Source organism: Bradyrhizobium agreste, from assembly GCF_016031625.1.
In the GTDB taxonomy this organism is placed as follows: domain Bacteria; phylum Pseudomonadota; class Alphaproteobacteria; order Rhizobiales; family Xanthobacteraceae; genus Bradyrhizobium; species Bradyrhizobium agreste.
Window position 1 is genome coordinate 17,212 of record NZ_JACCHP010000036.1, and the last position, 26,830, is coordinate 44,041.

At 64.8% G+C, this 26,830-nt stretch carries 29 protein-coding genes and 1 tRNA gene; 12 read left to right on the forward strand and 18 right to left on the reverse strand.

What is annotated here, in order from left to right:
* Nucleotides 1-3 precede the first annotated feature (3 nt).
* Nucleotides 4-387: a response regulator gene (locus tag HZZ13_RS34420; protein WP_197963881.1), complete on the reverse strand. Its 384-nt coding sequence runs from the start codon at nt 385-387 to the stop codon at nt 4-6.
* Nucleotides 388-560: 173 nt separating this feature from the next.
* Between HZZ13_RS34420 and HZZ13_RS34425 the strand changes: the two genes are divergently transcribed.
* The 6 genes from HZZ13_RS34425 (at nt 561) to HZZ13_RS34450 (ending at nt 7,387) form a co-directional block, all read left to right on the forward strand.
* Nucleotides 561-1,325 (forward strand): Crp/Fnr family transcriptional regulator, encoded by a 765-nt coding sequence (locus HZZ13_RS34425; RefSeq protein ID WP_197963882.1) that lies wholly within the window; start codon nt 561-563, stop codon nt 1,323-1,325.
* 222 nt (nt 1,326-1,547) lie between these two features.
* A complete protein-coding gene (locus HZZ13_RS34430) occupies nt 1,548-2,264 on the forward strand; it encodes a prolipoprotein diacylglyceryl transferase (RefSeq protein ID WP_197963883.1) in 717 nt (238 codons plus the stop codon).
* On the forward strand, nt 2,261-3,706 hold the full coding sequence (locus tag HZZ13_RS34435) for a radical SAM protein (protein ID WP_197963884.1): 1,446 nt from the start codon (nt 2,261-2,263) through the stop codon (nt 3,704-3,706). Before HZZ13_RS34430 ends, HZZ13_RS34435 begins: the two co-directional genes overlap by 4 nt.
* Entirely contained in the window at nt 3,703-3,981 is a 279-nt protein-coding gene (locus tag HZZ13_RS34440) for a hypothetical protein (protein WP_197963885.1), read from the forward strand. The genes HZZ13_RS34435 and HZZ13_RS34440 overlap by 4 nt, the downstream gene beginning before the upstream one ends.
* A 239-nt stretch (nt 3,982-4,220) precedes the next feature.
* Nucleotides 4,221-6,047 (forward strand): translational GTPase TypA, encoded by a 1,827-nt coding sequence (typA, locus tag HZZ13_RS34445; protein ID WP_197963886.1) that lies wholly within the window; start codon nt 4,221-4,223, stop codon nt 6,045-6,047.
* Nucleotides 6,048-6,142: 95 nt separating this feature from the next.
* Nucleotides 6,143-7,387: a flavin monoamine oxidase family protein gene (locus HZZ13_RS34450; protein ID WP_197963887.1), complete on the forward strand. Its 1,245-nt coding sequence runs from the start codon at nt 6,143-6,145 to the stop codon at nt 7,385-7,387.
* A 133-nt stretch (nt 7,388-7,520) separates the two neighbouring features.
* Here the strand turns inward: HZZ13_RS34450 and HZZ13_RS34455 are convergent, their stop codons facing one another.
* The 4 genes from HZZ13_RS34455 to HZZ13_RS34470 are packed head-to-tail and all read right to left on the reverse strand — an operon-like array spanning nt 7,521 to nt 10,680.
* On the reverse strand, nt 7,521-7,928 hold the full coding sequence (locus tag HZZ13_RS34455; RefSeq protein WP_197963888.1) for a thiol-disulfide oxidoreductase DCC family protein: 408 nt from the start codon (nt 7,926-7,928) through the stop codon (nt 7,521-7,523).
* Nucleotides 7,929-7,988: 60 nt separating this feature from the next.
* The gene (locus HZZ13_RS34460) at nt 7,989-9,308 is read right to left on the reverse strand and encodes an SDR family oxidoreductase (protein WP_197963889.1); all 1,320 of its coding nucleotides are present in this window, start codon (nt 9,306-9,308) and stop codon (nt 7,989-7,991) included.
* 8 nt (nt 9,309-9,316) lie between these two features.
* On the reverse strand, nt 9,317-9,784 hold the full coding sequence (locus tag HZZ13_RS34465) for a DUF2269 family protein (RefSeq protein ID WP_197963890.1): 468 nt from the start codon (nt 9,782-9,784) through the stop codon (nt 9,317-9,319).
* The gene (locus HZZ13_RS34470; RefSeq protein WP_197963891.1) at nt 9,781-10,680 is read right to left on the reverse strand and encodes an alpha/beta hydrolase family protein; all 900 of its coding nucleotides are present in this window, start codon (nt 10,678-10,680) and stop codon (nt 9,781-9,783) included. The genes HZZ13_RS34465 and HZZ13_RS34470 overlap by 4 nt, the downstream gene beginning before the upstream one ends.
* 266 nt (nt 10,681-10,946) lie before the next feature.
* On the opposite strand from HZZ13_RS34470, the gene HZZ13_RS34475 reads away from it, so the two are divergent.
* Nucleotides 10,947-11,456 carry a GNAT family N-acetyltransferase gene (locus tag HZZ13_RS34475; protein ID WP_197963892.1) on the forward strand — a complete coding sequence of 170 codons (510 nt, stop codon included), beginning with the start codon at nt 10,947-10,949 and terminating at the stop codon, nt 11,454-11,456.
* 179 nt (nt 11,457-11,635) lie between these two features.
* Nucleotides 11,636-12,172 carry an inorganic diphosphatase gene (gene ppa, locus HZZ13_RS34480; protein ID WP_172787893.1) on the forward strand — a complete coding sequence of 179 codons (537 nt, stop codon included), beginning with the start codon at nt 11,636-11,638 and terminating at the stop codon, nt 12,170-12,172.
* A 133-nt stretch (nt 12,173-12,305) separates the two neighbouring features.
* On the opposite strand, the gene folD is transcribed toward ppa, so the two are convergent.
* Genes folD through HZZ13_RS34495 form a run of 3 tightly spaced genes read right to left on the reverse strand, consistent with a single transcriptional unit; the run spans nt 12,306 to nt 13,857 of the window.
* Nucleotides 12,306-13,190 (reverse strand): bifunctional methylenetetrahydrofolate dehydrogenase/methenyltetrahydrofolate cyclohydrolase FolD, encoded by an 885-nt coding sequence (folD, locus tag HZZ13_RS34485; RefSeq protein WP_197963893.1) that lies wholly within the window; start codon nt 13,188-13,190, stop codon nt 12,306-12,308.
* Between the two features lie 10 nt (nt 13,191-13,200).
* A complete protein-coding gene (locus tag HZZ13_RS34490) occupies nt 13,201-13,551 on the reverse strand; it encodes a DUF167 domain-containing protein (protein WP_197963894.1) in 351 nt (116 codons plus the stop codon).
* A gap of 15 nt (nt 13,552-13,566) precedes the next feature.
* On the reverse strand, nt 13,567-13,857 hold the full coding sequence (locus HZZ13_RS34495; RefSeq protein ID WP_197963895.1) for a YggT family protein: 291 nt from the start codon (nt 13,855-13,857) through the stop codon (nt 13,567-13,569).
* Between the two features lie 204 nt (nt 13,858-14,061).
* On the opposite strand from HZZ13_RS34495, the gene HZZ13_RS34500 reads away from it, so the two are divergent.
* A tRNA-Ala gene (locus tag HZZ13_RS34500) sits at nt 14,062-14,137 on the forward strand.
* A 112-nt stretch (nt 14,138-14,249) separates the two neighbouring features.
* Here HZZ13_RS34500 and HZZ13_RS34505 read toward each other — a convergent pair.
* The 7 genes from HZZ13_RS34505 to HZZ13_RS34535 form a co-directional block, all read right to left on the reverse strand.
* Nucleotides 14,250-15,062: an enoyl-CoA hydratase gene (locus HZZ13_RS34505; RefSeq protein ID WP_197963896.1), complete on the reverse strand. Its 813-nt coding sequence runs from the start codon at nt 15,060-15,062 to the stop codon at nt 14,250-14,252.
* Between the two features lie 114 nt (nt 15,063-15,176).
* Nucleotides 15,177-15,971 (reverse strand): glutamine amidotransferase, encoded by a 795-nt coding sequence (locus HZZ13_RS34510; RefSeq protein WP_197963897.1) that lies wholly within the window; start codon nt 15,969-15,971, stop codon nt 15,177-15,179.
* 126 nt (nt 15,972-16,097) lie between these two features.
* A complete protein-coding gene (locus HZZ13_RS34515; RefSeq protein WP_197963898.1) occupies nt 16,098-16,877 on the reverse strand; it encodes an SDR family NAD(P)-dependent oxidoreductase in 780 nt (259 codons plus the stop codon).
* A 185-nt stretch (nt 16,878-17,062) separates the two neighbouring features.
* A complete protein-coding gene (locus HZZ13_RS34520) occupies nt 17,063-17,584 on the reverse strand; it encodes a tellurite resistance TerB family protein (RefSeq protein WP_197963899.1) in 522 nt (173 codons plus the stop codon).
* A 174-nt stretch (nt 17,585-17,758) separates the two neighbouring features.
* Nucleotides 17,759-19,168: an adenylate/guanylate cyclase domain-containing protein gene (locus tag HZZ13_RS34525; RefSeq protein ID WP_197963900.1), complete on the reverse strand. Its 1,410-nt coding sequence runs from the start codon at nt 19,166-19,168 to the stop codon at nt 17,759-17,761.
* A 50-nt stretch (nt 19,169-19,218) separates the two neighbouring features.
* Nucleotides 19,219-20,589: a cytochrome P450 gene (locus HZZ13_RS34530; protein WP_197963901.1), complete on the reverse strand. Its 1,371-nt coding sequence runs from the start codon at nt 20,587-20,589 to the stop codon at nt 19,219-19,221.
* Between the two features lie 35 nt (nt 20,590-20,624).
* A complete protein-coding gene (locus HZZ13_RS34535) occupies nt 20,625-22,004 on the reverse strand; it encodes a hydrolase (protein WP_197963902.1) in 1,380 nt (459 codons plus the stop codon).
* A gap of 137 nt (nt 22,005-22,141) precedes the next feature.
* Here HZZ13_RS34535 and HZZ13_RS34540 point away from each other — a divergent pair, with 137 nt between their 5' ends.
* Nucleotides 22,142-23,830: an MFS transporter gene (locus tag HZZ13_RS34540; RefSeq protein ID WP_197963903.1), complete on the forward strand. Its 1,689-nt coding sequence runs from the start codon at nt 22,142-22,144 to the stop codon at nt 23,828-23,830.
* Between the two features lie 113 nt (nt 23,831-23,943).
* Here HZZ13_RS34540 and HZZ13_RS34545 read toward each other — a convergent pair whose 3' ends face one another.
* Nucleotides 23,944-24,159, reverse strand: coding sequence for a cysteine rich repeat-containing protein (locus HZZ13_RS34545; protein WP_197953572.1), 216 nt, complete (start codon nt 24,157-24,159; stop codon nt 23,944-23,946).
* A gap of 172 nt (nt 24,160-24,331) precedes the next feature.
* The gene (locus tag HZZ13_RS34550; protein WP_197963904.1) at nt 24,332-24,625 is read right to left on the reverse strand and encodes a hypothetical protein; all 294 of its coding nucleotides are present in this window, start codon (nt 24,623-24,625) and stop codon (nt 24,332-24,334) included.
* A 252-nt stretch (nt 24,626-24,877) separates the two neighbouring features.
* Here HZZ13_RS34550 and HZZ13_RS34555 point away from each other — a divergent pair, with 252 nt between their 5' ends.
* The gene (locus HZZ13_RS34555; RefSeq protein ID WP_197963905.1) at nt 24,878-25,927 is read left to right on the forward strand and encodes a polysaccharide deacetylase family protein; all 1,050 of its coding nucleotides are present in this window, start codon (nt 24,878-24,880) and stop codon (nt 25,925-25,927) included.
* Nucleotides 25,928-26,000: 73 nt separating this feature from the next.
* Here the strand turns inward: HZZ13_RS34555 and HZZ13_RS34560 are convergent, their stop codons facing one another.
* Complete coding sequence (locus HZZ13_RS34560) at nt 26,001-26,393, reverse strand: hypothetical protein (protein WP_197963906.1); 393 nt, start codon at nt 26,391-26,393, stop codon at nt 26,001-26,003.
* A 219-nt stretch (nt 26,394-26,612) separates the two neighbouring features.
* Between HZZ13_RS34560 and HZZ13_RS34565 the strand changes: the two genes are divergently transcribed.
* Nucleotides 26,613-26,830: helix-turn-helix domain-containing protein (locus HZZ13_RS34565; RefSeq protein WP_197959714.1), on the forward strand; the 218-nt coding region annotated here is incomplete at its 3' end.

Consider the following 26,830-nt stretch of genomic DNA (forward strand, 5'->3'; position numbering starts at 1 on the left):
CCGCTAATTGCCGGCGCGTGCCCGCAGCGCCGCCTCCAGCGCGTCGCTGGAGCATGGCTTCTGCAGCCGCGGCCGGCCCGCCAATTCGGACGGAATGCGCGCCTCGGCGCCGTAGCCGGTGACGAACACGAACGGAACCTTCAGCGCGATCAGCCGCTCGGCGATCGCAAAGCTCGTCTCGCGGATCAGCTCGACATCGAGCAGCGCGAAATCAGGTGTCCGTTTCGCGATGGCGTCCAATGCCTGCCTCACCGAACCCGCGGTCCGCACTGCGGACACGCCGAATCCGAGCAGGCGATCCTCGAAATCGATCGCGATGATCGGATCGTCCTCGACGATCAGAACATCGGCCGGCCAGCCTGTGCCATTGGAGGGTGCGGGTGCCATGATCGCATCTTGGTTGGGGGTTTTTGGATCAGGACTGCCGCGACACGATGCCTGCGCCCAGCGCACCGGAGGGTTCCCGGAACGAAACTCACCACATCATCGTTCTCTGGTCTGTCCACTTGTGCACACAGGAAACGGATGGAACTCGCTAAGGTCGCAGGTGGGAGTTCAGGATGGATGCGCGTATCGGCAAGGTCACCGAGGTCGAGAGCCGGCCGGCCAACAATCTGCTGCGGCGCTTGAGCCAGGCCGATTACGGCCTCTTGGCACCGCACGTGACGGTCGAGGATTCTGCAGCAGGCCACTTGCTCTACAATCCCGGCGATGACGTGCAGGTCGCCCATTTCCCCTGCGGTCCCTCGCTCGCGACTTTCCTCGTCCCCAACGAGGATGGCCGCGACGTCGAAACCATTCTGGTCGGCCGCGAAGGCGCGGTGGGCGGCATCGTCAGCGAGGGGTTTCTGCCCGCCTATACCCGGATCTGCGTGAAATTCGGCGGGCCCTTTGCGCGCATTCACGTCGCCAAGCTGGAAGCGGCCAAGCTGCGCTCGGCGTCACTGCGCAACATCTTTGCCCGCTATGCCGATTGCATGCTGGCCCAGATTTTCCAATCGACCGCCTGCAACGCAATCCATTCGATCGAGCAGCGCACCGCCAAATGGATCCTGGCGGCGATGGAGCGGACAGGCGACGAGACCAGCGTGCCGCTGACCCACGAACAGCTCGCGACCCTGCTCGGCGTGGGGCGCTCCTATGCCAGCCGCGTGCTTCAGTCGTTCAGGGCTGAGAGCGTGCTCGACACGCGGCGCGGCTCGATCCTGGTCCGCAACCGCGACGGCCTGAGGCTGCGCGCCTGCCTGTGCAACGATGCGGTGAAGATGCATTTCGAGGAGGTGCTGCGCGGCGTCTATCCGACCGAGGAGCGGGAGGTGGGGTAAGGCGCAGTCAGCTCTTCCTTCTCCCCTTGTGGGAGAAGGTGGCGCGAAGCGCCGGATGAGGGGTTCTATCCGCGAGTCCCACGGTTGTTGAGTTCGCGGAGAGATACCCCTCACCCAAATGTGCGTGTGGCAAATAGCGGAGCTGCCCTCTCCCACAAGGGGAGAGGGCACAAATATGTGCCGCGCGCTTCCCAACGCCTGCCATGCTATAATATCCCGCGGATGAGCGGGGCTTTCCTTCACACCTTCTTCGATATCCTGGCCTGGCTGGCGGCGGCGGCCGCCCTCTATTGGCTGTCGCGACGGGGCTTGCAGTTTGCCTCGCAATCCTTCGCGCTGCCCTATGTCGCCGCGCTGGTGTTCGGCGCAGGCCTTGGCGCCTATCTGTTCGGCTCCGCCAATCTGTGGCTGTCGGGGCAAAGCGGCATTGCACGCTCGGTCGAGGGCGCGCTCGCCGGCGGCATCGTGGCCATCGAGCTCTACAAATGGTCCGCTGGCGTCACGGTGCGAACCGGCGCGCGGTTCGCGCTGCCGCTGGCGCTCGGCATCGCGATCGGCCGGATCGGCTGTTACTTCGCGGGCCTCGACGATTTCACCTACGGCACGCCGACGGCGCTGCCCTTCGGCCACGATTTCGGCGACGGCGTTCGCCGCCATCCCGTGCAGCTCTACGAGAGCGCGGCCATGGCCCTGTTCGCGCTCGTCTATGTGCTGGCGGTCTTGAACCGGAACGCGTTCACCATCACCAATGGTTTCTACCTGGTGCTTGCCTATTACGGAGCGCAACGCTTCCTATGGGAATTCCTCAAGCCCTATGGCACGCTGGTCGGGCCCCTGACCCTGTTTCACCTTCTGTCGCTGGCCGTCCTGCTCTACGCCGTCGTCATGCTGGCGACGGCGTCCAAAACGAGACGCTTACAAAAAGAGTCACTTGCATGAACGCGCCGTTGCGTAAGTCGCGTCCCTACATCTTCTGGGGCCAGACCCAATCTCTTTGCGAGACCTGCCTGAAGCTGGTGCCGACCAAGATCCAGATCCTCGGCAACGAGGTCTGGTACGAAAAGCGCTGCAGGGAGCACGGCGTGCAATCGACGCTGGTGTCGACGGATGCCGCCTATTGGCGGCTGTGCAAGGATTTCATCAAGCCGGGCGACCGGCCGCTGCAATTCCAGGAGCGAACCCAATTCGGCTGCCCCTATGATTGCGGCCTCTGTCCCGACCACGAGCAGCATTCCTGCCTGGCGCTGATCGAGATCACCGAGCATTGCAATCTCACCTGCCCGGTCTGCTTCGCGGAGTCCTCGCCCGCACGAACGAAATTCACCCCGCTCGCGACCGTGGAGAGGATGCTCGACGCCCTGGTCGCCAGTGAAGGCGAGCCCGATCTCGTGCAGATTTCCGGCGGCGAGCCCACCCTGCATCCGGACTTCTTCGAGATCCTGGATGCCGTGCGCGCCCGCCCGATCCGCCACGTCATGATCAACACCAACGGCCTGCGCATCGCGCGCGACAAGGATTTCGTGGCGCGGCTCGCCAAGAACAGGCGCGGGCTGGAGGTCTATCTCCAGTTCGATTCGCTGCAGCGCGATGCGCTGATCAACCTGCGCGGCGCGGATTTGCGAAAAATCCGCCAGCAGGCGCTGGAGAATCTCGATCAATACGGCGTCTCGACCACGCTGGTCGCGACCATCAAGCGCGGCGTCAACGATGCCGAGATCGGCGACATCGTGCGCCACGCGCTGACCTGGAAATGCGTGCGCGGGGTGACGTTGCAGCCGGTCCAGGATGCCGGCCGCAACGAGAGTTTCGACACGAATACCGACCGCATCATGCTGTCGGAGATCCGCAAGCGCGTGATTGAAACGGGCGTGTTCGGCGACAAGGACATGATCCCGCTGCCCTGCAACCCCGAGAGCATCTCGATCGGCTATGGCTTGCGCAACGGCGAGAAGGTGCTGCCGCTGACCTCGCTGTTACAGCAGGAGCAGCTGGTTGCGGTGATGCCAAACACGATCAGCCCGGAGAAATATCCGGTGCTGCGCGAGAAGTTCGTCGATCTGTTCTCGCTGTCCTCAGGACCGCTCAACACCAGCGAACGCGTCTGCGAACTCCTGTGCTGCCTGCCGAGCTTCGAGGTGCCGCAAGGGCTCACGTACGAAAACGTCTTCCGCGTCACCATCGTGCAGTTTCTCGACCGCTTCAATTTCTGCGTCGGAAACGTCAAGCGCAGCTGCATCCATTTTGTGACCGAGCAGGGCGCGATCATTCCGTTCGACACCTACAATCTGTTCTACCGCAATGGCGCCATCTCCCGGATTCGTGCCGGGCTTGAGGGGCAGACCTATCGCGAGGCGAGGCAAACCGAGGAGGCCCCACGATGAGCGATACGCCACCGCCGGGTCTGCCGCCACCCGCGCCCGGCCCGGCTCGCAGCGGTTGCCTCACCGCGCTGATGGTGATCGCTGGGATAATCCTGCTGCTGCCGGGTGTCTGCGCGCTGCTGTTCGGCGGGGCCTCGGTGATCGATGAGGGCAAGCTCGATTCCGACATCGCGCCGCTTGTTTTCCTGGGACTGGTGGTTGGCATCGGAGGCGTCGTGCTGATCTGGGCGGCCATCAAGGGGCGCAAGGCCCCGCCGGCCCGGAACGGCAGCTAAGCCCCGGGGATTCCCGGACAAAATTCAGTCAACCAACGGCCAAAGAACACATTGTTTTTTGGCCGTTTTTGCATATATTGCGCCGCAACGCGCAGGGCGCCCGGTCTGATATGGCCGGGCTTCCTTTTTGGGCGGAAAGCGCCCCGTTTCCAGTCTTCCAGCGTTGTTTCGAGAAGAGGTCCCGGTCCGACCGGCGAGATCGCGCTTAACCCATTGTTCGACCGCAAAGAAGCTCCCTCATGAATCTTCGTAACGTCGCCATCATCGCCCACGTCGACCACGGCAAGACCACCCTGGTCGACCGTCTCCTGCAGCAATCCGGCACGTTCCGCGAGAACCAGAAGGTGACCGAGCGCGCCATGGACTCCAACGATCTGGAGCGCGAGCGCGGCATCACCATCCTGGCCAAGGCCGCCTCGGTGCAGTGGAAGGACACCCGCGTCAACATCGTCGACACCCCCGGCCACGCCGATTTCGGCGGCGAGGTCGAGCGCATCCTCAACATGGTGGACGGCGCCCTGGTGCTGGTCGACGCCGCCGAAGGCCCGCTGCCTCAGACCAAGTTCGTGGTCTCCAAGGCGCTCAAGGTCGGCCTCAAGCCGATCGTCGTCATCAACAAGGTCGACCGCCCCGATGCGCGCCCGACCGAGGTGATCAACGAGGTGTTCGACCTGTTCGCGGCGCTCGATGCCAGCGAGGAGCAGCTCGACTTCCCGATCCTGTACGGGTCGGCCAAGCAGGGCTGGATGGCCGAAAGCCCCGAGGGTCCGCAGGACAAGGGCATGGAGCCGCTGTTCGACCTGATCCTGCGCCACGTCGCGCCGCCGAAGGTCGAGGAAGGTCCGTTCCGGATGATCGGCACCATACTCGAAGCCAACCCCTATCTCGGCCGCATCATCACCGGCCGCATCTCCTCCGGCACGCTGAAGCCGAACCAGCAGGTCAAGGTGCTGAACGCGGACGGCAAGCTGGTCGAGTCCGGGCGCATCACCAAGATCCTGGCGTTCCGCGGCCTCGAGCGCACGCCGCTCGACGAAGCCGAAGCCGGCGACATCGTCGCCATCGCGGGCCTCACCAAGGGCACCGTCGCCGACACCTTCTGCGATCCGACCGTCGAGGTGCCGCTGCCGGCGCAACCGATCGATCCGCCGACCGTATCGATGTCGTTCATCGTCAACAACTCCCCGCTCGCCGGCACCGAAGGCGACAAGGTGACGAGCCGCATGATCCGCGACCGTCTGCTGCGCGAGGCCGAAGGCAACGTCGCGCTGCGCGTCGTCGAATCCGCCGACAAGGACGCGATGGAAGTGTCCGGCCGCGGCGAATTGCAGCTCGCGATCCTGATCGAGACCATGCGCCGCGAGGGATTCGAGCTCTCGGTGTCGCGACCGCGCGTCGTCTACCAGAAGGACGAAGCGACCGGCGCCACCATGGAGCCGATCGAGGAGGTCGTGATCGACGTCGACGAGGAACATTCCGGCGTCGTCGTGCAGAAGATGAGCGAGCGCAAATCCGAGCTGATCGAGATGAAGCCCTCGGGCGGCAACCGTCAGCGCCTGGTGTTCTACGCGCCCACCCGCGGCCTGATCGGCTACCAGGGCGAACTGCTCACCGACACCCGCGGCACCGCGATCATGAACCGCCTGTTCCACGGCTATGCGCCCTACAAGGGCGAGATCCAGGGCCGTCGCAACGGCGTCTTGATCTCCAATGACCAGGGCGAGGCGGTGGCCTACGCCATGTTCAAGCTGGAAGACCGCGGCCCGATGATGATCGAGCCGGGCTGGAAGGTCTACCGCGGCATGATCGTCGGCGAGCACACCCGGGACAACGATCTCGAGATCAACGTGCTCAAGGGCAAGCAGCTCACCAACATCCGCACGACCTCGAAGGACGAAGCGGTGCGCCTGACCCCGCCGATCCGCATGACGCTGGAAAAGGCGCTCGCCTATATCGAGGACGACGAGTTGGTCGAGGTCACCCCCAAGTCGATCCGTCTGCGCAAGAAGCACCTCGACCCGAACGAGCGCAAGCGCGCGGAAAAGGCCAAGGAAGCGGTGGCGTAAGGCCGCGAATAGCGAATGGCCAGTAGCGAATAGGGAAGACCGCGCGGCGCGGTCTGCTATAACCCTATTTGCCATTCGCTACTCACTATTCGCCCATGCATTTTCCCTCCTCCGTCGACGTCGCGATCATCGGCGCCGGTGCCGCTGGCCTCGGCGCAGCCCATGCACTGACGGACAGCGGCCTCTCCGTCATCGTGCTGGAGGCGCGTGACCGACTCGGCGGCCGGGCCTGGACGGTGCAGGCCTCACCCGAGGTGACGTTCGACGTCGGCTGCGGCTGGCTGCATTCGGCCGACAAGAACTCCTTCGTGTCGATCGCGCGACAGCTCGGCTTCGAGCTCAACAAGGACCTGCCGCCCTGGCGCGAGCGCGCCTACGGCAATGCCTTTCCGGAAAGCGAGCGCGACGATTTCATGCACGCGATGGACGCGTTCTACGAGCGCCTGTGGGAGGCCGCGCAGAAGGGCAAGGACGAACCCGCGAGCCTGAGCCTGGAGCCCGGCAATCGCTGGAATCCGATGCTCGACGCGATCTCGACCTATATCAACGGCTGCGAGCTGAAGGATATGTCGACGCTGGACTGGGACGCTTATGAGGACACGAACCTCAACTGGCGCGTCCGTCGCGGCTATGGCGCGCTGATCGCAGCCTATGGCGCGCCGTGTCCCGTGGCGCTGAACTGCAACGTCACGCTGATCGATCACTCCGACAAACGCATTCGCATCGGGACGTCGCGAGGCACGCTGACCGCGGACAAGGTGATCGTCACCGTGCCGACCAATCTCATCGCGGAGGAAGTACTCCGCTTCTCGCCGCCGCTTCCCGCCAAAATCGACGCCGCCGCCGGCCTGCCGCTCGGCGTCGACGACAAGGTGATGCTGGCGCTTGGCGATGCAGAGGCTTTCCCGACAGAAGGCAATCTGCGCGGCGCCACCATGCGCACGGAGATGGGCACCTACCACATCCGCCCGTTCGGCCAGCCCTGCATCGAAGGCTTTTTCGGCGGCAGCTTTGCCCGCGAGCTGGAAGACGCCGGCGACGGCGCCTTCGCCGCGCACAGCATCGACGAGATCGCCGGCTTTCTCGGCAACGATATCAGGCGCAAGCTGAAGCCGCTCTGCGAGTCCCGCTGGGCTCATGATCCGTTTGCGCGGGGGTCGTATTCGCATGCATTGCCGGGGCATGCCGGAGATCGCGCGGCGCTGGCGACGCCGGTGGACGGGCGATTGTTTTTCGCCGGAGAAGCGACGTCGCCCACGTTCTTTACGACGGCGCACGGGGCGCGAGACAGCGGCGAGCGGGCGGCGATGGAAGTGCTGGCGGCTCTGGGCCGGTCGTAGCCTCAAACTCCGTCATTGCGAGCGCAGCGACTTGTCCGCCGAAGCCTTGGCGAAGGCGGAAGCAATCCAGAATCTTCCCGCAGTGGCAGCCTGGATTGCTTCGTCGCTGCGCTCCTCGCAATGACGAAGAATGCTACTCGATCACCCGCGCCCGCAAGTCTGCGTCAGGCACGAAGCAGACGTCGTACTTGCCGAAGATGCGGTAGCGGTTGCGCGCGACGAGGCTGTAGACCGCGTCCCGTAGCGGCTTCGGCACGGCAAACAGCACGCGCACCCAGCCCCAGCCGGGAAGCTGCGACAGCACCGTCAGCGCGGCATCGGACTTCATGAACACCTCGCCGCCGTGGACGACCGCGTTGGTGTCGGGATCATCGGGTTCGATGCCGAACGTGCGCGCCAGCCGCGCCCCATAATCCGATTGGATCGGCGTGAAGCGAAATCGCTTCGCCGTGTCGCGCCTGGCGACGAACCGCACCCAGCGCGAGCAGAAGATGCAGACGCCGTCGAACAGGATCACGTTATCGTCGGGCCATTTGGGCATCAGACTCTCTTTTTGACGCGTTTTCTTCGCGCGAACCGGAATCCACTTCGCTCGAAAACGCTACCGATTATCCAGCATCAGGAGCGCGACGACCATCAAGACGATCGCCGGCCCCGTCTTCACCAGCGCGCCAAGCGGCTCGATCCAGAGATCGGGCGTGAGAATCGCTGCGCCAACCATATAGCCGAGCGAAGCGAAAATACCCGCGATCAGCCCGACCGCCGCTGTCCGGCGGAAGGCGATCAATATGCCGATGCTCATGTCCATCAGGCTGGTGCCGATGGTGATGGGATCGACCAGCGCGGGCGGAAAGTTGTGCGCGGTCAAAATGCCGGCGGCGGCACGGTAGGACACAAACAAGGCGATGAAGCCCGAGACGAGCCAGAACGCGACCAGGCTTGCGACGATCAGCGCCTTGACCAGGAACAGGCGCGCGAACCATTTGTCCTGGATGTTGGCAGGATGGCGTCCGATCGCCTCGGCCATCGTCTTCGGCGCGATGCCCGTCGCGGCGATCCACGCGGAGGGATCACCGATGACGCCGCGGCGCAGCTCGGCGATGGCGGTGGAGCGCATCGGCGGCATCCAGCCGAGATAGCTGGCGGCATCGCCGAGTTTCGCGCCGAGATCGAGCATGAAGCGCGGCATCGCGATGCGCGGCCAGCCGGCCGTGCCGAACGCATGGCGAAACGGCTTGACGACGCCGGCCATGGTGACCGGTTCGGCCTGCATCAGGTCCCAGCTCACCGCCCTTACCGCGGCATCGTCGATGTCGCGTGCGGCGAGCCAGGCGATGGTCGCCGAAATATCCTCGATCGCCACGGGCTGGATTGGCGTTGCCATTTCCTTGGCCGGCAGATCGATTGGAAAGGCAGCAAGCGCGCGGAGCATGGCGCTGCCGCCATAGGCTGACGGTGCGACCACGAAGCCGGGCCGCAGGATGGCGTGGGGAATGCCGCTAGCTCCGATCAGGCGCTCGGCCTCGCGCTTGGTCGTGGCGAAGGCGGTGCGATCCGCCTCCGCGGTGCCGGGGATCGAGATATGCACCAGCCGGATTGCGCGGCCGCTGCCACCGATCGCCTGAAGCAGGCGCGCGACGAAATCGCGATGCACCGCGCGCGTGTTGCTGCCGGGGCTATCCTGGAGCACGCCGAGGCAGTTCACGACGACGTCCACCGCATGCTCGCTCAAAAGACGCGTCAACGCGGCCGCGTCGAGGGTGAGGATCGGCAGTTCGATGTCCAGCGCGCTCATCCGCTGCCCCGGCGACATGCTCCGCGCCACGCCGACGACGCGAAAACCCCGCGCGCGCAGATCGTCGGTGACGAAGCGGCCGATCAGGCCGGAGGCGCCGAGCAACAAAACGGTTCGCTCACTCATCGCTTCTCTCAGAACGGTTTCGCGATCATCAGCCACAGGATCAGCACGGTCGCGCCGAAGCCGGGGAAGCCGAACGCGAACCAGCGGCGGAACAGCAGGAAATAGCGCGGTGGCAGCGCACTGCGCTGCGCAGCAGCCTTGCGCGCGAGGTCGCGCATCTCGATCTGCATGAACACGACCGGCACCCAGAACAAGCCGGCAATCGCGTAGAGCGCGAGTGAGGCCAGCAGCCAGCGCTCCGTGATCGACGTCGCCGACAGCATCATCAGCACGCCGCCACTGAGCGGCTGGAGGATCACGGCCGACAGCGTGAAGATCGCGTCCGCGATGACCACGATCGAAGCGGTGCGGGCGATGAACTCCGGATCCTGCGTGCGATGCGCCATCAGCATGAAGAAGGCGATACCGGCCCCGGTGCCGAGGATGACGATGGCGCCGAGCACGTGAACAAATTTGACCAGGAAATACAGCGTCATGGCTTCTTGGTCGCCACAGGCCTGGGCGGGTTCAGCGCGCGCGCGAGTTCGCCGCTGGCGGCTTTGACGCCGGCTTCGGTTTCGATCATCCAATGGCCTTCGCTGCCGACGGCCGGCAGCGGGCGAAACTCGGCCTTGCCGCCAGTGCCGCGAAACGCATCGACGAGTTTCTGCGAGAACGCGGGCGCGAAATAGCTGTCATTGCCCGCAACAAGCCAGGTGACGGGAATGCGCGCGGTCTTGCCGAATTCCGCTGCCGCGGCGAGCAGGGTGTGCGGCGCGCAGATTCGGTTAGACTCATCATTGGCATGGCCGCCCCGTCCCGGTGCAAACACCGTGATGGCGGAGATCAACTTCGGATCGGTACCGCCGAGCGCCAGCGCACCCCACCCGCCGGCGGAATGGCCGATCACGATCGCGCCATCCTTGCGGATGAAGTCCTGCTTTTGCAGAAGGGCCAGCGCCAGCTTGATTGCGTCGGCCGTTGCGCGTCCCGAGCGTGCGTAGTCGGCCTCGTCGCAGCCGCCCTGATCCTCGAGGTAGCGGCCGCCGGTCGCACCATGGCCGGGCCGCTCCGGCACCAGCACCGCAAAGCCGCGCGCGACGAGGAAGGCTGCGAGCGGGCGGTATTCCGGCTGCGGCATTTGCGCCCGACGCAACGTGTTCTGCGTCGAGGCGTGTGCGATCACCGCGAGCCGGAACGGACCTGGGCCCGAGGGACGAAACAGCAGTGCATGTGCAGCAAGGTCGGTATCCGGCGATGGCACCAGCCATTGCTGCCGACGAAACGGCTCGCCCTCCTCTCCCGATGGACCGAACCTGACCTGCGCGCACAGCGGCGGCGCAGTCAGCAAAGCCAGCAGAGGCAGGAGCGCGATGATGTTGAGGAGCCGCATGAATTGCCGAGAGCGAAAGCGAAAAAGGGACAGCCAGATTAGTAGGAACGAATCATTATCGGCCGACTTTTTGCCGTGCCATTGCCGCCCCTCGTTGCCGCCACGTCGTTTTGCACCGACGCCCGCCCTGCGGTTGGCGTTTGACACGGCGGCTTGTCCTCTTTCGGCACAACATGGCCGAAATACTGATGCAGAAAGTCCACAGGTTAACCGATAATTAACGATAGGTCTTGCCGCCGGCGCGGCGACTTGGTTTGATCGCGTCCATGAGCACAACCCTGATCGAGGTCCGGCCAGCCAAAGCTGCAGATGCAACTGCGGTGGCGTCGACCCATGACGAAGCCTGGCGTTCGGCCTATCAGGGCATCATTCCCGGTGCCGAGCTGGAGAAGCTGATCAACCGCCGCGGTCCGCAATGGTGGGACAGCGCGATCCGCAAGGGCAGCCGCGTCAGCGTGCTGGTGTTCGGTGACAAGATCGCCGGCTATGCCAATTACGGCCGCAACCGGGCCCGCAGCCTGCATTTCGACGGCGAGATCTACGAGCTTTATCTGCGGCCCGAATTTCAGGGCCTCGGCTTCGGCCGCCGCCTGTTTGCCGCCGCCCGCCGCGACCTGATGCAGAGCGGGCTGAAGAGCATGGTGGTGTGGGCGCTCTCGGACAACGACCCGGCCACCGAGTTCTACCGTGCTCTGGGTGGCCGCATGGTGGCGCGCTCGTCGGAGCGTTTCGGGCCGAAGGCGCTCGACAAGATTGCCTTCGCTTGGACCAATTGAGCTGCTGAAACCCTCACCGGGCAGCGTTCCCATCCGTCGATACCGCAGGCCGCTCGAGCCGGTGATCGCCGGATTCATTATTTCACAAAAACGCGATGGATCAGCGGGCCAAGCCCGCGTATGACAGCGCCAAAATCGCTGCCGGGCGCGATTTATCCTCGGCAACAACGGAGCCTTGAATGCGTATCGATGCGGTCTCGATCGGAAAGAACGTCCCCCACGACGTCAACGTCATCATCGAGGTCCCCGTGGGCGGCGAACCGATCAAGTACGAGATGGACAAGGAGGCGGGCACGCTGGTGGTCGACCGCTTCCTCTACACGCCGATGCGTTACCCCGGTAATTACGGCTTCATCCCGCACACGCTGTCGGATGACGGCGACCCTTGCGACGTGCTGATCATCAATACCCGCGCCATCATCCCCGGCGCCGTCATGAGCGTGCGCCCGGTCGGGGTGCTGTTCATGGAAGACGAAGCCGGCGGCGACGAGAAGATCCTGGCGGTGCCGTCGTCGAAGCTGACGCAGCGCTACGACAAGGTGAAGAGCTATTCCGACCTGCCCGACATCACGCTGCAGCAGATCCAGCACTTCTTCGAGCACTACAAGGATCTCGAAAAGGGCAAGTGGGTGAAGATCCTGCGCTGGGGCGGCCCGGAGGAAGCGCACAAGCTGATCCAAGAAGGCATCGAGCGCGAGAAGAAGAAGAAGGGCTGAGCTTCCGTGTCCCGGACGCGGCGCGGCATGTAATGACGCGACGCTGAGCCGGGACCCATGCCGCCACTGGGCCCCGGCTCAGCAGCGCACCGCTGAAGAAGCGCTGCGCTGCGTCCGGGGCACGACAGTTTACCTACACCGCCGGCTTCGGCAGGCCGGCGATCGCGCAGGCCGCGCGGAGCGTGTTCACCAGCAGGCACGCCACCGTCATCTGGCCGACACCGCCCGGCACCGGCGTGATCGCGCCGGCAACGGCAAGCGCTTCCTGATAGGCGACGTCGCCGACGAGGCGGGTCTTGCCATCCTCCTTCGGAATGCGGTTGATGCCGACGTCGATCACGGTCGCACCCGGCTTCAGCCAGTCGCCGCGCACCATCTCGGGCTTCCCAACCGCGGCATAGACGAGGTCTGCCTTCTTCACGAGCCCAGGCAGATCGCGCGAGCGCGAATGCGCGATCGTCACCGTGGCGTTCTCGTTCAAGAGCAATTGCACCAGCGGACGGCCGACAAGGTTGGAGCGGCCGATGACGATGGCGTTCATGCCCTCGAGCGAGGCGTGCACGCTTTTGGTGAGGATGATGCAGCCGAGCGGCGTGCAGGGCGACAGCGCCTCGAAGCCGCCGGCGAGCCGGCCGGCATTGTTCGGATGCAGCCCGTCGACGTCCTTGGCGGGATCGATGGCGTTGATGACGGCCTCGGTGTTCAGCCCCTTCGGCAACGGCAATTGCACGAGAATGCCGTGCACGGCGGGATCGCGGTTGAGCTTTGCGACCAGCGCCAGCAGGTCTGCCTGCGAGACGTCGGCCGGCAGCTTGTGCTCGAACGAGGCCATGCCCGCGGTCTGGGTCTGGGTGTGCTTTGAGCGGACATAGACTTCGCTGGCGGGGTCATTGCCGACCAGCACCACCGCAAGGCCCGGCACCAGATTGTGCTCGCGCTTGACGCGGGCGACCTCCTCAGTGACGCGGCCGCGGAGTTCCGCCGCAATAACTTTTCCATCGATGATCTCAGCGGTCATGTCTGTTCCCTCAGTCCTTCGATTTGGCCGACACAAGCTGGTGCAGGGCTTCGCCGAGCCGCACCGGATCGCCATCGACAGCGATCTGCTTCAACCGCGAGGTCGCTCCGGACAGCAGTTTCACACTGGCCTTGGGCACGCCGAGCGATTTCGCCAGCAGCGCGAGAACGGCTTTGGTGGCCTCGCCGCTGTCAGCAATGGCGCGCACCCTCACCTTGAGCACGCTGCGGCCATCCGAAAGCTGCTCGATCCCGTCGATGTCGTCGCGGCCGCCGCGCGGCGTCACCCGCAGCGCGATGCTGATTCCTGCGGCCGAGTAGCGCCAAGGCTCCTGACAACAAGGCTCCTTGTTGGCGACCAAGGCGCTCCCGCCCGCTCAGATCACGTTTGGGTAGATGTAGTACAGGATCACCCGCTCGATGAACATGATGATCAGGATCAGGATGATCGGCGAGATGTCGAGGCCGCCGAGGCTGGGCAGGAAATTGCGAATCGGCGCCAGCAACGGCTCGGTGATCCGGTACAGGAACTCCGCCACCGCCGACACGAACTGGTTACGCGTGTTCACCACGTTGAAGGCGATCAGCCAGGACAGGATCGCGGCGGCGATCAGCAGCCAGACGTAGAGGTCGAGCACGATGATGACGATGTCGAGAACGGCACGCATGGCTTATGAGGCCTCTGGCTTTTGAAGACTCTGGCTCAATCGGGATTGACGCCCCGTTTGCTAGATATCGGTTCCGTCAGGCCCAAACAAGGGAAGTCGGCGCCTGGACGGCCAAAACCGGGTTACAGCCGTCCTTGACTTGACCTTGGCGGGGACTTAAATGGCGCCCGGTTGTCGGCCGCGTTCACCAGAGCGGCCAGCAAAGGGGCCATAGCTCAGCTGGGAGAGCGCGTCGTTCGCAATGACGAGGTCGGCGGTTCGATCCCGCCTGGCTCCACCAGCCTTCGCTCGCTTCGCGAGCTACGGCTCGGCAATCCAGCCCTGCTCTCTCGTAGCGAAGTGAGCGAAGGCTGTCCCGCCATAGCCCGAAGGGCGACGGCGGACATCCACCCCTACCTCCCCGTAAACTTCGGCGGCCGCTTCTCCATGAAGCTCGCCACGCCCTCCCGGAAATCACTCCCGTTCAGCGCCACCATCATCTCGCGGTTGGCCTCGATCGTCGCCTCGGCGAGCGTCTGGAACGGTACCTCGTAGAGCTGGCGCTTGATCACGGCCATCGCGCTCGGCGAGACGAAATCGGCGAGATCGCGCGCGTAAGCGTAGGTGTCCTCGCGCAGCTTCTCCGGTGAAGAAAGCCGGTTGACCAGCCCGATCCGCAACGCCTCCTCGCTTCCCACGCGCCGCGCCGAGAGCAACAGATCCAGCGCATTGGCATGGCCGACGATGCGCGGCAGCATCCAGCTGATGCCGTGCTCGGCAATCAGACCGCGCCGCGCGAAGGCCGTGGTGAACACGGTGTTGTCGGCGGCAAAGCGCAGGTCGCAATAGAGTGCGTGGACGAGGCCGATGCCGGCGGTCGCACCGTTGAGCATCGCGATGACCGGCTTCTTGATCGAAGGATAATAGCCGTACCGCGTCTGCCAGTCCGGCCGGCGATTCATGTCGAACGGCGGCAGGTTCGAGGCACGCCTGACATCGTTGGGATCGAGGCCCTTCAGCGCATCCATGTCGGCGCCGGCGCAGAAAGCGCGGCCCGCGCCGGTGAGGACGATGACGCGGACGTTGTCGTCGGCGTTTGATGCTTCCATGGCGTGGCGCACGTCGCGCTCCATGATCGGCGTCCACGCATTCATGCGATCGGGGCGGTTGAGCGTGATGGTCGCGACCTTGTCGCTCACCTCATAGAGAATGTGTTCGTAGGTCATGACGCTCTCTCCCTGGTTTGCCGGCGCGCTTTTCGCGCGCGCTCGTTGGCGGCGAGCCTAGCATATCCAGGGATGGGGTGAGGACTTGCGCCAAGGATCTGCGCGAAGGCGCGATCACTCGGCGGCTTGCGCCAGCACCGGCCGGCGCTCCAGCCAGCGGTCGAGGAAATGATCGAGCCAGGCGCGCTCGGCGGCATCGTAGACGGCGCGATCCGCGAAGTGATGATGCCGCTGCCGTGCACCGGGCGCGCTGAAGCCGTCATAGCCGCGTGTGGTCCAGCGGCACATCATCGCATAGGTCACATCGGGGTGGAACTGCACGCCGAAAGCATTGCCGGCGCGGAACGCCTGCACCGGGAAATCATCGCCCTCGGCGAGCAACTCCGCGCCGACCGGCAGCTCAAAGCCCTCGCGATGCCAGTGATAAACCTGAGCCGGCCAGTGCGGGCAGAGCGAGCGGCCCGCGCCGGTCGGCCTGATCGGATAGTACCCGATCTGCGTCAGCGCCTGCGCATGCGGCGCGACACGGGCCCCGAGTTGCATCGCCAGCATCTGCGCCCCAAGGCAGATGCCGAGGAACGGGCGCTGCTCGCGGAGCGGAATTTCGATCCAGTCGATCTCACGGCGAATGTAGTCGTCGGAATCGTTGGCGCTCATCGGCCCGCCGAAGATCACGGCGCCGGCATGCTGATCCAGCGTCTCCGGCAGGGGATCGCCGAAGCGGGGACGGCGGATGTCGAGACGATGGCCGAGCGCGCGCAGCGCATTGCCGACGCGGCCGGGTGTCGAACATTCCTGATGCAGGACGATCAGAACCGGCAGCCGGGTTTCAGCGGCGGCGACGCTCGCCGCCCTCTGTGGGAAGGCGACCACCTCTGCGCCACCAAACCTGTCCGTCCGGAACGACATGGCCTCTGCAAGTGCTATCGGTTCAGACCAGCATAGCTAAGCGATGGTTAACATCGTGTGAGTTTGCGCACACACGCCGCGTGCTTGAAGCAAGCTCCGGGCCACTACGGACGTGGCCGGCATCGTTCAGCGCCTCTGCCTCTGGAACCGGCTGGTGGCGGCCAGAATGAAGCCGCGCGGGAAGAAGCGCAGCGCGAACGGCACAATCTTGATGCCAAGACCCGGCAATACTGCCCGTTTGTTGGCCATCAGGCCGCGATAGGCCGCCCGCGCAACCTCGGCGGCGGAGACGTTGAGCATGGCCGTATCATGTTGCGATCCAAGGCCGGCGCGAGCCTGGAATTCCGTGGGCACCGGGCCCGGGCAAAGCACGGTGACGCGGACGCCGCGGGGCGCGAGCTCCGCCCGCAATGCTTCGGTGAAGGAGATCACATAGGCCTTGGACGCGTAGTACACGGCCATGCCGGGGCCGGGCAGGAAGCCTGCGACGGAGCCGACATTGAGAATACCGCCCTTGTTCCGGATGAGCTGATCGGCGAAGCGCAACGACAGATCCGTCAGGGCCCGGACGTTGACATCGATGATGCCGAGCTGCGCGATGCGATCGTGCTCGATGGCATCGCCGAACACGCCGAAGCCGGCATTGTTGACGAGATGATCGAGCTCGACGCCTTCGGCGGCAAGCGCTGCGGCGATCCTCTCGCCTGCATGCGGGTCCTCGAGATCGCAGGCGATCACGATCGGCTTCTTGCCGCCCTTGGCGGCGAGCTCGTTCGCGAGCGCTTCGAGCCGATCCGCCCGTCTCGCCGTTAGCGCGAGGCGATGTCCATTGGCGGCAAATACACGCGCCAGCTCCATCCCGATGCCCGCCGAGGCACCGGTGATCAACGTTACCCGCTCAGTCACGACATAAGTCTCTTGAATTGAAGTCTGTGGCCCCGGCAATCGCTGAACGAGAGCATAGGCCGTGCGCACCAGGCAAGCGGCGCCGGCAGCATGGCTGCTTGTGAGGGCGACAGGGCGAGCAGGAAGGCCGGAATTTGCAGCCGAATTCGCGAAAGCGGGGATCGCCGGCCTACATTAAAGTTTCGTCATGTGGCGCGCAGGCCAGGCAATCCGCCGGGGACAGGTCCGACGGCGCGATCCTTGGCCTTGCCACCGGCACGCTCCGCAACGGCGTGCTTCAGCTCGATCCGGTCGCGCTGGGAGATGCCGAGCAGGTCGGACGCGCGCCAGACCACATTGTCCTCGAACTCGCTGACCTCTCCGTCGGCATAGACCAGCTCCCACATCATCTGCACGATCCGCTTGCGACCCGCTTCGTCGAGCGAGCGCATGATGACGCTGGTGAAGTGATAGAGGTCGACGGCCTCGCCCTCGACCTGGGTGGCGTCGGCGATGAGACGGTCAGCGGTGCCGCGATCGAGCCCGAAATGGCTTTCGATCAGGCTGTGCAGCTTGCGCTGCTCGGCCGCGCTCGGCTGGCCGTCCAGCGAGACCACATGGACCAGCAGCGCGGTCGCGGCCAAGCGGTAATCGCTGTCGCCGAATGCGCGGTCCTGGGCTTGGGGACCGACAATGTCGGCGATGAATCGGCGCAAGCCTTCGAGCATGGGTCCTACCGAGATCGATGACGCCGCAAGGAGCGCGGCCGTTACCAGCAATATATGAGCGGGAAACTCAACCGGCGCAACGTGCGTCAGTTCCGCGCGCGTATTACGTTTCGGCAATCTGGATATCGATCATTCCGGCGCGCAAAGCGCGAAGCCGGAATGACGGTCCGAAGCTCACGGTATCTCGTACACCACCATCTTGTCGGCGATGCCACGGAGCGCGGCCTGCTTCTGGATCGGCTTGATGGCGCGCTGCTCGAGCACTTCGGCGACTGCGGGCGCATCCAGCACCGGGCCGGTGATGTGAATCTCCTGCGCGGTCGACAGGCTCTGCACGCGGGCGGCGATATTGACGGTCTGGCCGAAATAATCCTGCCGCTCGTTGAGCATCACCGCAAGGCAGGGGCCCTCATGGATGCCGATCTTGAGAATGAGATCGTTAGCGCCGCGCTGCTTGTTCAATTCATCCATGGCTGCACGCATGCGTAGTCCGGCGGTGATGGCGTGCTCAGGTCTGACGAAGGTCGCCATGACGGCATCGCCGATCGTCTTCACGACTGCACCCTTCTCGGCAGCGATGATCTCCAGCAGCGCACGAAAATGCGCGCGCACAAGATCGAAAGCACTGAGGTCCCCGACGCGCTCGTACAAGGCCGTCGACCCCTTCAGGTCGGTGAACAGGAAGGTCAGGGACGTGATCTTCAATCGCTGGTCGACGTTGAGATTGTCCGCCTTGAAGACGTCGCGGAACGTCTGATTGGACAGCATCCGCTTGGCCGTCAGGATCGGCTTGCGCTTGCCGATCATCTCATGCAACGCGTCGGCGGCAATCCAGACCGACGGCAATACGCGATTGCCTGATTGGTTCTCGAGCGTAAGCCGCAACGGTCCTGGGCGCATCACGGTGGTCCCCGTGGGCGCCTCCAGCTTGTTGAACATGATCGAAAGCTGCTGACGTTCGTTGGTCGGCTCACCCTGAACATCCAGGAAATGGGCGGAATGGGTGACCGGCTCGAAAACGATGATGAACTGGCTAGGCAGGTTCAGCGAGAGAATCGCCTTTTCGCCGGCCGGTAATTCGAGCGCTTCGAGCGTCACTTCGTTGATGAGGCGCGCGAACGACTCATCGCTGATGTCGACACCGGAGCTCCAGAACATCTGTCGCACGTATTCCCATATCGGCAGCGTGTCGGGATCGTGAGCGCCGATACGGCGGACACGCGGACTGACGGTAAAGGCCACCTCGACCATCTCGTCGACAGACGCCTCGTAGCCAGCTGCGCAGAGTGCGCAGTTGTAATCCTCGTGTTTCAGCGATTTCAACGTTGCATGTGCACCCAGAACTCCTCCGCAGCCGGGACACAGCACGTTCCAGCTCATGTCGAACAGGCCCAGCCGCGATGCGTGCAGGAATCCGGAGATGACCTTCTCCTGGTCGAGCCCGGCACGGTCGGCAAAATCCAGCACATTGATACGGTTGAGCTCGCGGTCCTGACCATTGGCGATCAGCTGCGCAATCGCATCGACCACCTTGGGATCGGCGGTCTGCTTCAGAACGGAGAACTGGGCCTGGATGTCGCTCATGGCGAAACTCTATTTAGGATGGATCGCGTCAGCGGCCAGACGCACGACTGTCACCGACGCGTGATGCGGAACATGGGTGAGTGGTCCGGCTGGGTGGTGACGACGCCGAGCGGGATCACGGGGGCCTCCGGGTCGGCAAGCTCGATGCGGAACGCGCCGATCAGCCGCGCCAGCGCCAGCACGGATTCGGCCTGGGCAAACGGCGCGCCGATGCAGACGCGCGGACCCGCACCGAACGGCAGGTAGGCGAAACGGTCCGGCGCCTCCCTCGACATGAAGCGCTTTGGAACGAATGCGTTCGGCTGATCCCACAGCTTCTCGTGCCGGTGCAACAGCCAGGGTGCGATCATGATGATGTCGCCCTTGCCGATCTCGATGCCCGCCGCGTTGTCCTTGTCGCGCGCGGCACGCGCGACCAGGAAGGCCGGCGGATAGAGCCGCATGGTTTCGTCGATCACCGCGCGGGTGAATTTCTGGCGGTCGATGTCGGCCGTGCTGTCGAGATGCTCACCGCGGGTCTCGGACGCCACCTCTTCCTGCGTATCGGGATCGAGCGCAAGCAGATAGAGCGCCCAGAACAGCGCCGTCGCCGTGGTCTCGTGACCGGCGAGGATCATGGTCGCGACCTCGTCGACCAGCTGCTCGTCCGAGAAGCCCTGGCCGGTTTCGGGATCGCGCGCCTCGTCCATGAGGTCGAACAGGTCGCGCGGCGGCGCGCCGGCCTTCTTGCCCGCCTTACGCCGCTCGGCGATCAGCATGGCCACGAACTCGGTCCAGCGCTTGCGGAAACGGGCGCGGGCAAAATCCATCGGGCTCGGCCAGGACACCGGCAGCACCATGTCGAGGAAATAGGGACGCCCCAACCGCGCGGCATATTCCATGATGAAGTCGCGCAGGGTCGCGCCGTGCTGGTCCATGCCGAACGAAAACATCGTACGCCCGGCGATCTCGAGCGTCATGCGCTGCATGACCTGGCGCAGGTCGACCGGCTCGCCGGTTTTCGCGTCCAGCTTGGCGATGGTCTCGTCGAGCACCGCCGTCATGTGCGGAACGAGGTTCGCCGTCGCGCGCGGCGTGAAGGCCGGCGCGAGCGTGCGGCGCTGAAAGGTCCAGGAGTGACCTTCCGCGATCAGAAGGCCGTCACCGAGCACGGGACGCAGCATGCGGATGCCGGCCGGCGTGCGCGTGTAGTTCTCGTAATTGCTGAGCAGGACGTGCCGGATCGCGTCCGGCTGGTTCAGGATGAAGCTGTTGCGGAAGAAAAAGCGGCCCGGAATGACCTCTTCCTCATAGGCGCGTTGCCCCCAGGTCGCGATCATGTTCTGCCTGACGACCGCGAGCCGGCCGAAGAACGACATGTCGTCGGGTGCCCGCGGGGGAGCCGGAGGGATGATGGGCCGACGCACGCTGGCGATATTCATGGCTCTCTCCCGCGAGATGGGACGCAGGTAAATAGCTAGTAAGTCAGCTCGGCGATGGCAATCCGGTTCTCGGACGCAGGCCAGGCGCGTGCCACAATCCGTTCTTCGCCGAATTGGGCTACGATGTTACGGCCGACCTCGCCGGCGGGAAGCCGCAGGGTTGCTGCCGTATCCGTGGGCACGCCCGGTTTGACGTCGGCCGGCTCGTTGCCGTCGAGCAGCACCACGTCTCGCGGCAGGCCGAAATAGCCGCGCGGACGCGACATGATAACGACGGCGTCGGCGTCCTTGTCGGCCGGCCCGAGCGGGCGCGCAGGCCGCAGATGCACGACCTCGGACGAGCGCGGGAAGGGCGAGCGGTAAATGTGCGTCGTCGGTGCATCCGGCGAGGTCAGCACGAATTCGAGCGACCAGGCGGGATCGACCTGTGCCGGCCCCCAGCGGCCATCGGAGCCCGTCCTCGAGCTATGCAGCGCACCCTCTTTGCGCTCACCGGTCTCGGGATCGACACGGAAGATATCGACGATTGCACCCGCGACCGGCCGATTGGTCGGCGCGCCGCCGGGCGTGGCGGTGACGAGGCCGCTCAACGTCACGCTGGTCTCCGGCACGATCGCGATACGCGCGGGCTCACGTCCTGCGATGAACTTGTAGATCTCACGGAACGCGCGCGGATGGAACGCCACCTCGCGATGGTCGAGCGCGCCGAGCACGAGATTGGTGGCGCCCCTCAGCTCCGGCCCTTCGACCGTGACATTGGTCGGGGTGCCGGGCTTGCCGATGAAGCGGCCGTCGCTCTGCGCATATTTGTCCATGCCGTCGCTGCGCAGCGTGAGGAAGGCAACGCCCGGCGTCACCTCGCTCTCGCCCTCGTTCAGTCCGCGCAGGAACGTGCCGCGGCCGTTGAACTCGTTGTTGGGCTGGTCGTCGGTCGCGAACACACCGTGATTGGGGGTGCCGCACAGCACGGCGTGGCTGACATCGCCGGCGCCGCCGTTCTTGCAGAGGTTGCGAATGGCATAGCCGCCGCGCGAGCTGCCGACCAGCGCCACGCGCGCTGCGCCGGTGCGGCGCTTCAGCTCAGCGATGGCGGCAGCGAGCTCGCGGCGCTGGTCCTCGGTCGAGGAGCGGTTCGCCTGCTCGACCTTGTCGTCGCTGCGCGCCAGGGGATCGGTGAAATTGATCGCCATCATGCGATCCCGCGCGACGCCGTTGGACTCCATCCGCCAAAGCGTGGTCATCCAGAGCGCGTCGTAGTCGCCGTTGCCGTGGACGAACAGAATCGGCGGCGGCGGGTCCGCAAGCAATGCGGCCGCCATCGGTGCAGATTGGGCCAGCACGTCCGACCGCAAGCTCGCAATTGCGAAAGGCACGCTCGCAGCCCCTTGCAAAATCGTCCGTCGCGACAGCTTCATCAGCTCCTCCCCGGCAAGCCCGCCTCTTTGCTTTGCTTATACCGGCCAAGGCACTGGACAGCGAAGGACTTTCGCAGGCATCACTGAATTGGCCGGAATCACCACGACCACTTCTGCCATTCGATATGGAAGGGGATATGACCGAGCAGCCGAACCGCCCGAAAATGACCGCCGACGGCATCACTGCGCCCCTGCGGTACACCGTGTTCCGGCGAATCTGGCTCGCCAGCCTGCTCTCCAATCTCGGCCTCCTGATCCAGGGCGTGGGCGCGGCCTGGGCGATGACGCAGATGGCGGCCTCGGCGGACAAGGTGGCCCTGGTGCAGACCGCCTTGATGCTGCCGATCATGCTGATCTCGATGCCGGCCGGCGCCATCGCCGACATGTACGACCGCCGCATCGTCAGCGTGATTTCGCTGTCGATCGCGCTGATCGGCGCGAGCGCGCTCACCGTGCTGGCCGGCTTCAACCTGATCACCCCCGAATTGCTGCTCGCCTTCTGCTTCATCGTCGGCAGCGGCAATGCGCTGTTCGGCCCGGCCTGGCAGTCCTCGGTCAGTGAGCAGGTGCCGCCCGAGGCCTTGGCATCCGCGGTGGCGCTGAACGGCATCAGCTACAACATCGCGCGCAGCTTCGGTCCGGCGGTCGGCGGCGTCATCGTCGCCGCGCTCGGTGCGGTAGCCGCATTCGCCTGCAATGCGATCCTGTATCTGCCGCTGCTGGTGGTGCTGCTGCTCTGGCGCCGCAGCACCGAGCCGTCGCGCCTGCCGCGGGAAAAGCTCAACCGCGCCATGGTCTCGGGCGTGCGTTACATCACCAATTCGCCGCCGATCAAGATCGTGCTGTTGCGCACGCTGGTGATGGGCCTGATCGGCGGCGCGGTGATGGCGCTGATGCCGCTGGTCGCGCGCGACCTCCTGCATGGCGGCGCGCAGATGTACGGCATCATGCTCGGCGCCTTCGGCATGGGCGCGGTGATCGGCGCGCTCAACATCCACGAACTGCGCAAGCGCATGAGCGGCGAGGCCGCGATCCGCGCCTGCACCATCTCGATGGCCTTCGCGATGGCAGCACTCGCGCTGAGCACGGAGCCGGTGCTGACGGCGGCCGCGCTCGTGCTGGGCGGCGCAGTCTGGATGGCAGCGATCGCGCTGTTCAATATCGGCGTGCAGCTCTCGGCCCCGCGTTGGGTCGCCGGTCGCTCGCTCGCGGCGTTCCAGGCCGCGATCGCCGGCGGCATCGCGATCGGCGCCTGGGGCTGGGGCCATCTCACGGACTATGCCGGCGTCGAGATGGCGCTGCTGACGGCAGCAGGCCTGATGCTGATCTCGCCGCTGCTCGGCATCTGGCTCACGATGCCGCGCGTCGGCGCCCGCAACGAGGATGCGGACATGCTCGCCGATCCCGAGGTGAAACTGTCGCTGACCGGACGCAGCGGGCCCCTCGTGGTCGAGATCGAATACCGGGTCGCCCAAGAGAATGCGCGCGCGTTCCACAACGTGATGCAGGACGTGCAGCTCTCGCGTCAGCGCAACGGCGCCTATGGCTGGTCGATCGCGCGCGACATCGCCGACCCCGAGCTATGGACCGAGCGCTATCACTGCCCGACCTGGTTCGATTATTTGCGTCAGCGCAACCGTTCGACCCAGTCCGAACGCGCGCTGCATCAGCAGGCGATCGATTTCCACATCGGACCCGAGCCGGTGCGGATCCGCCGCATGCTGGAGCGTCCGTTCGGCTCGGTGCGCTGGAAGGACGACACGCCGGACCGCGCCAACAGTGAGGTGCTGCCGGTGGTCGCGACCGCTGCGGGAAGCAGTACGTAAGTCTCTCGTCATTCCGGGGCGCGCCGTCAGGCGCGAACCCGGAATCCATTTATCTCAGAACCTTGTCGTTTGATGGATTCCGGGTTCGCGCTTCGCGCGCCCCGGAATGACGATCACTGCCCGTGATCCGTCAGCACCTTGTCGCAGCCCTTGCTGAGGCGGGTGCGGTTCTGCTTCAGGCAGGCGAGCACGGCACCGTCGCCATTGTTCATCACGGCGCGGCAGAAGCGGCTGACATCGCGCGCGCAGGCATCATGGCCGGGCTGCTGTTGCGCGGATGCAGCCGAAGCGCACAGGAGCAAAGGAATGATGAAAAGAAACCTGGTCATCGCGGAATGCCTCTTACCCGGAAGAATGTGCGGGCGAAGCTAGTGCGACGATCCGAGGGCCGCAACGGCTTTGTTGCTGGCTGCCACATGCCGCCTGGCCCCGGTTTTAACGCCAGGGCGCGCCGCGCAGGAGCTCACTGAACGCAACGGTCGAGGCGTTGCTGCCCGTCTCTCATTGCTTGTCTTGAGCGTCAGCGACCTTGCGCGAAGCGCCCTTGGCGAGGTCCTTGTCCATCACCGCGCGGCAGCCGGCGCTGAGGTCCGAGCGATGCTTGATCATGCACGCCGTGATCTTCGGGATATTGGGGATCTCCGCCGAGCAGAGGCGGAAGGCGTCGCCCGTGCACATCTGCTGCGCCTCGGCCGTGAAGGCGAAGCTCGCACTGGTCGACGCGATCGAGACGATGGCGGCAAAGCCCAGGGCCAGGCTGGCGTCGCGGGTCTTGCCGGTAGACGACTTGGTCATTTGAAGCTCCCATTGGCGCCGCCACAGCGGGCCCGTTGTCGATGGGAGCTACGATGCTCCGGCAAATCCGTTTCCACTGTGATGACGCTCACGGGAGACCCAGCTTCTGTGATCTCGGTCACTTTGGCGCAGCCCGCTGAAATTCCTCCGCAACCGCCGTCGTGTTGGTGTCACGTTAACTCTTGGTTCGCATTAATGGCTCGTCGCGCGGGAAATTCCGCCGGTTTGGTTGCGTAATTGGAAAGATTAGCGATGCGTAATGCGTTGGGCCTGATGCTGGCCAGTGTAGTTGCGGCGGTCGTGATCGCCGCCGGCGGTTGGTTTTATTATTCCGCGCGCGCCGACCAGGGCGCTCCCAAGACAGTTGCCGCCCGTGCCGCCAATCCATTGCCGGCACAGGCGAAGCTCGCCGCCAAGGACGACGTCGAGACCACCGCAGCCATCGCGGCCAAGCCGGCCGCAGCAGCACCTGCGCCCGCACCGGTCATGCCGATGCAGCCGAAGCAGGCCTGCGCCAATCCGAACGCCCTGGGTGTGTCCCGCGTGGTCGAGATCGACACGACCGGCGGTCCCGGCTTCGGCTTCGAGCATTTCAAGCAGTTCGACTTCCTGACCGAGAAGGAGGTCGTGCTGACCTTCGACGACGGTCCGTGGCCGGTCAATACGCCTGCGGTGCTGAAGGCGCTCGCGGACGAATGCACCAAGGGCCTGTTCTTCTCCGTCGGCAAGCACGCGACTTACCATCCGGAGATCCTGCGCCAGGTGCTGGCCCAGGGCCACACGGTCGGCACGCACACCTGGTCGCATGTCAATCTCAACGGCAAGAAGATGACCGAGCAGCAGGTCAAGGACGAGGTCGAGAAGGGTTTTAGCGCGGTGCGGTTCGCGCTCGGCACCAATCCGGCGCCGTTCTTCCGCTTCCCGCAGCTGCAGCACAATCCGGCGATGGTGACCTATTTCGGCACCCGCAACGTCGCGATGTTCTCGACCGACATCGACTCCTTCGACTTCAGGAAGGGCGCGACGCCGGAGAAGATCGTCGAGACCGTGATGGGAAGGCTCGACAAGCTCGGCAAGGGCATCATCCTGATGCACGACTTCCAGAAGCACACCGGCGAAGCCATGCCGGCGCTGCTCGCGCGGCTCAAGGCCGGCGGCTACAAGATCGTGCAGATGAAGGCCAAGACGACCTTCCAGACGCTGCCGGAATATGACGAGGCGCTGATGAAGGACATGAAGGTGCCGACCGCCGGCACGAACACGCGCCCGATCTCGAGCGTGGTGCAGACGGTTTCGCAATAACCGCGATCATCGCGTCAAATGAATCATGGCCGGGCTCTCGCCCGGCCATTTGCTTTCGAAGCGGAGGAAGTGCCTACCAGTAAATGCCGTGGCGATGCAGCTCGCTGATGATGCGGCGCTCGGTCCAGCTGCGCTTGGGCTTCGGCTTGTCTGCCCTTGCAGTGGTCTTGGTGGCGGGCTTGGTCGTCGTGACCGGCGCGGAGATCGCCGCCGGTGTGGTCACCGTCGGAGTGCTCGCCGCAGCCGGCGCGGAGAGCGAGACTGTCGGCGGACGATCGTGATATTTCTGAGCCTCGGCGACCGGCGCAGCTTCGCTCGCCTGCGCCGTCATGGTGCTCGCCGATGCCGCGGTTTGCGGAGCGGAGGTCTGTTCGTCTGCCGCGGCCAGCGACAGACCGCGGGAGCCGCCTGCCTGGGCGGAGGCACAAGCCAGGAGCATGGCGGCAACCAGAATGATCTTGCGCATGTGAAGTCTCCCCGTGTTGGCGTGACGGAGGTTAGGGGAGCCACGTCTGCGGTTATGTGATCGCGATCACGCAGCCGAGCGAGCCCTGATGCGGCTGATGCCCTGGTCGATCGGAGCGCTTGGGGGATCGGATGAACCGTGAGCGGCCCGAGACATAGGTGACATTTCGTACCGGACACATGGGTTACACTTTCCGCTTTTGTTCTGCGGGAGGTGTAGATGCCGTGGAAAGCGAGTTCGGTGATGGATGAGCGCCTGCGGTTTGTCGCCCGGCTGTTGGACGGCGAGGCAATGACGGACGTATGCCGGGAGTTCGGCATATCGCGGAAGACCGGCTACAAGATCTTTGGCCGGTACAAGGAACACGGGCTCGAGGCCCTGACGGACCGGTCGCGACGGCCGGTGCGCTACGCCAACCAGCTGCCGCAGCAGCTCGA

Bases quoted from the DNA above. Each gene is read 5' to 3' on its own strand.
- HZZ13_RS34555 (WP_197963905.1), top strand. From the start codon at position 24,878: ATGCGTAATGCGTTGGGCCTGATGCTGGCCAGTGTAGTTGCGGCGGTC.
- HZZ13_RS34530 (WP_197963901.1), bottom strand. From the start codon at position 20,589: ATGAATATCGCCAGCGTGCGTCGGCCCATCATCCCTCCGGCTCCCCCG.
- HZZ13_RS34505 (WP_197963896.1), bottom strand. From the start codon at position 15,062: ATGACCTACGAACACATTCTCTATGAGGTGAGCGACAAGGTCGCGACC.
- HZZ13_RS34520 (WP_197963899.1), bottom strand. From the start codon at position 17,584: ATGCTCGAAGGCTTGCGCCGATTCATCGCCGACATTGTCGGTCCCCAA.
- HZZ13_RS34440 (WP_197963885.1), top strand. From the start codon at position 3,703: ATGAGCGATACGCCACCGCCGGGTCTGCCGCCACCCGCGCCCGGCCCG.
- HZZ13_RS34430 (WP_197963883.1), top strand. From the start codon at position 1,548: ATGAGCGGGGCTTTCCTTCACACCTTCTTCGATATCCTGGCCTGGCTG.
- HZZ13_RS34495 (WP_197963895.1), bottom strand. From the start codon at position 13,857: ATGCGTGCCGTTCTCGACATCGTCATCATCGTGCTCGACCTCTACGTC.
- HZZ13_RS34420 (WP_197963881.1), bottom strand. From the start codon at position 387: ATGGCACCCGCACCCTCCAATGGCACAGGCTGGCCGGCCGATGTTCTG.
- ppa (WP_172787893.1), top strand. From the start codon at position 11,636: ATGCGTATCGATGCGGTCTCGATCGGAAAGAACGTCCCCCACGACGTC.
- HZZ13_RS34545 (WP_197953572.1), bottom strand. From the start codon at position 24,159: ATGACCAGGTTTCTTTTCATCATTCCTTTGCTCCTGTGCGCTTCGGCT.
- HZZ13_RS34535 (WP_197963902.1), bottom strand. From the start codon at position 22,004: ATGAAGCTGTCGCGACGGACGATTTTGCAAGGGGCTGCGAGCGTGCCT.
- HZZ13_RS34540 (WP_197963903.1), top strand. From the start codon at position 22,142: ATGACCGAGCAGCCGAACCGCCCGAAAATGACCGCCGACGGCATCACT.
- folD (WP_197963893.1), bottom strand. From the start codon at position 13,190: ATGACCGCTGAGATCATCGATGGAAAAGTTATTGCGGCGGAACTCCGC.
- HZZ13_RS34460 (WP_197963889.1), bottom strand. From the start codon at position 9,308: ATGAGTGAGCGAACCGTTTTGTTGCTCGGCGCCTCCGGCCTGATCGGC.
- HZZ13_RS34475 (WP_197963892.1), top strand. From the start codon at position 10,947: ATGAGCACAACCCTGATCGAGGTCCGGCCAGCCAAAGCTGCAGATGCA.
- HZZ13_RS34525 (WP_197963900.1), bottom strand. From the start codon at position 19,168: ATGAGCGACATCCAGGCCCAGTTCTCCGTTCTGAAGCAGACCGCCGAT.
- HZZ13_RS34550 (WP_197963904.1), bottom strand. From the start codon at position 24,625: ATGACCAAGTCGTCTACCGGCAAGACCCGCGACGCCAGCCTGGCCCTG.
- HZZ13_RS34450 (WP_197963887.1), top strand. From the start codon at position 6,143: ATGCATTTTCCCTCCTCCGTCGACGTCGCGATCATCGGCGCCGGTGCC.
- HZZ13_RS34510 (WP_197963897.1), bottom strand. From the start codon at position 15,971: ATGTCGTTCCGGACGGACAGGTTTGGTGGCGCAGAGGTGGTCGCCTTC.
- typA (WP_197963886.1), top strand. From the start codon at position 4,221: ATGAATCTTCGTAACGTCGCCATCATCGCCCACGTCGACCACGGCAAG.
- HZZ13_RS34425 (WP_197963882.1), top strand. From the start codon at position 561: ATGGATGCGCGTATCGGCAAGGTCACCGAGGTCGAGAGCCGGCCGGCC.
- HZZ13_RS34455 (WP_197963888.1), bottom strand. From the start codon at position 7,928: ATGCCCAAATGGCCCGACGATAACGTGATCCTGTTCGACGGCGTCTGC.
- HZZ13_RS34435 (WP_197963884.1), top strand. From the start codon at position 2,261: ATGAACGCGCCGTTGCGTAAGTCGCGTCCCTACATCTTCTGGGGCCAG.
- HZZ13_RS34560 (WP_197963906.1), bottom strand. From the start codon at position 26,393: ATGCGCAAGATCATTCTGGTTGCCGCCATGCTCCTGGCTTGTGCCTCC.
- HZZ13_RS34470 (WP_197963891.1), bottom strand. From the start codon at position 10,680: ATGCGGCTCCTCAACATCATCGCGCTCCTGCCTCTGCTGGCTTTGCTG.
- HZZ13_RS34465 (WP_197963890.1), bottom strand. From the start codon at position 9,784: ATGACGCTGTATTTCCTGGTCAAATTTGTTCACGTGCTCGGCGCCATC.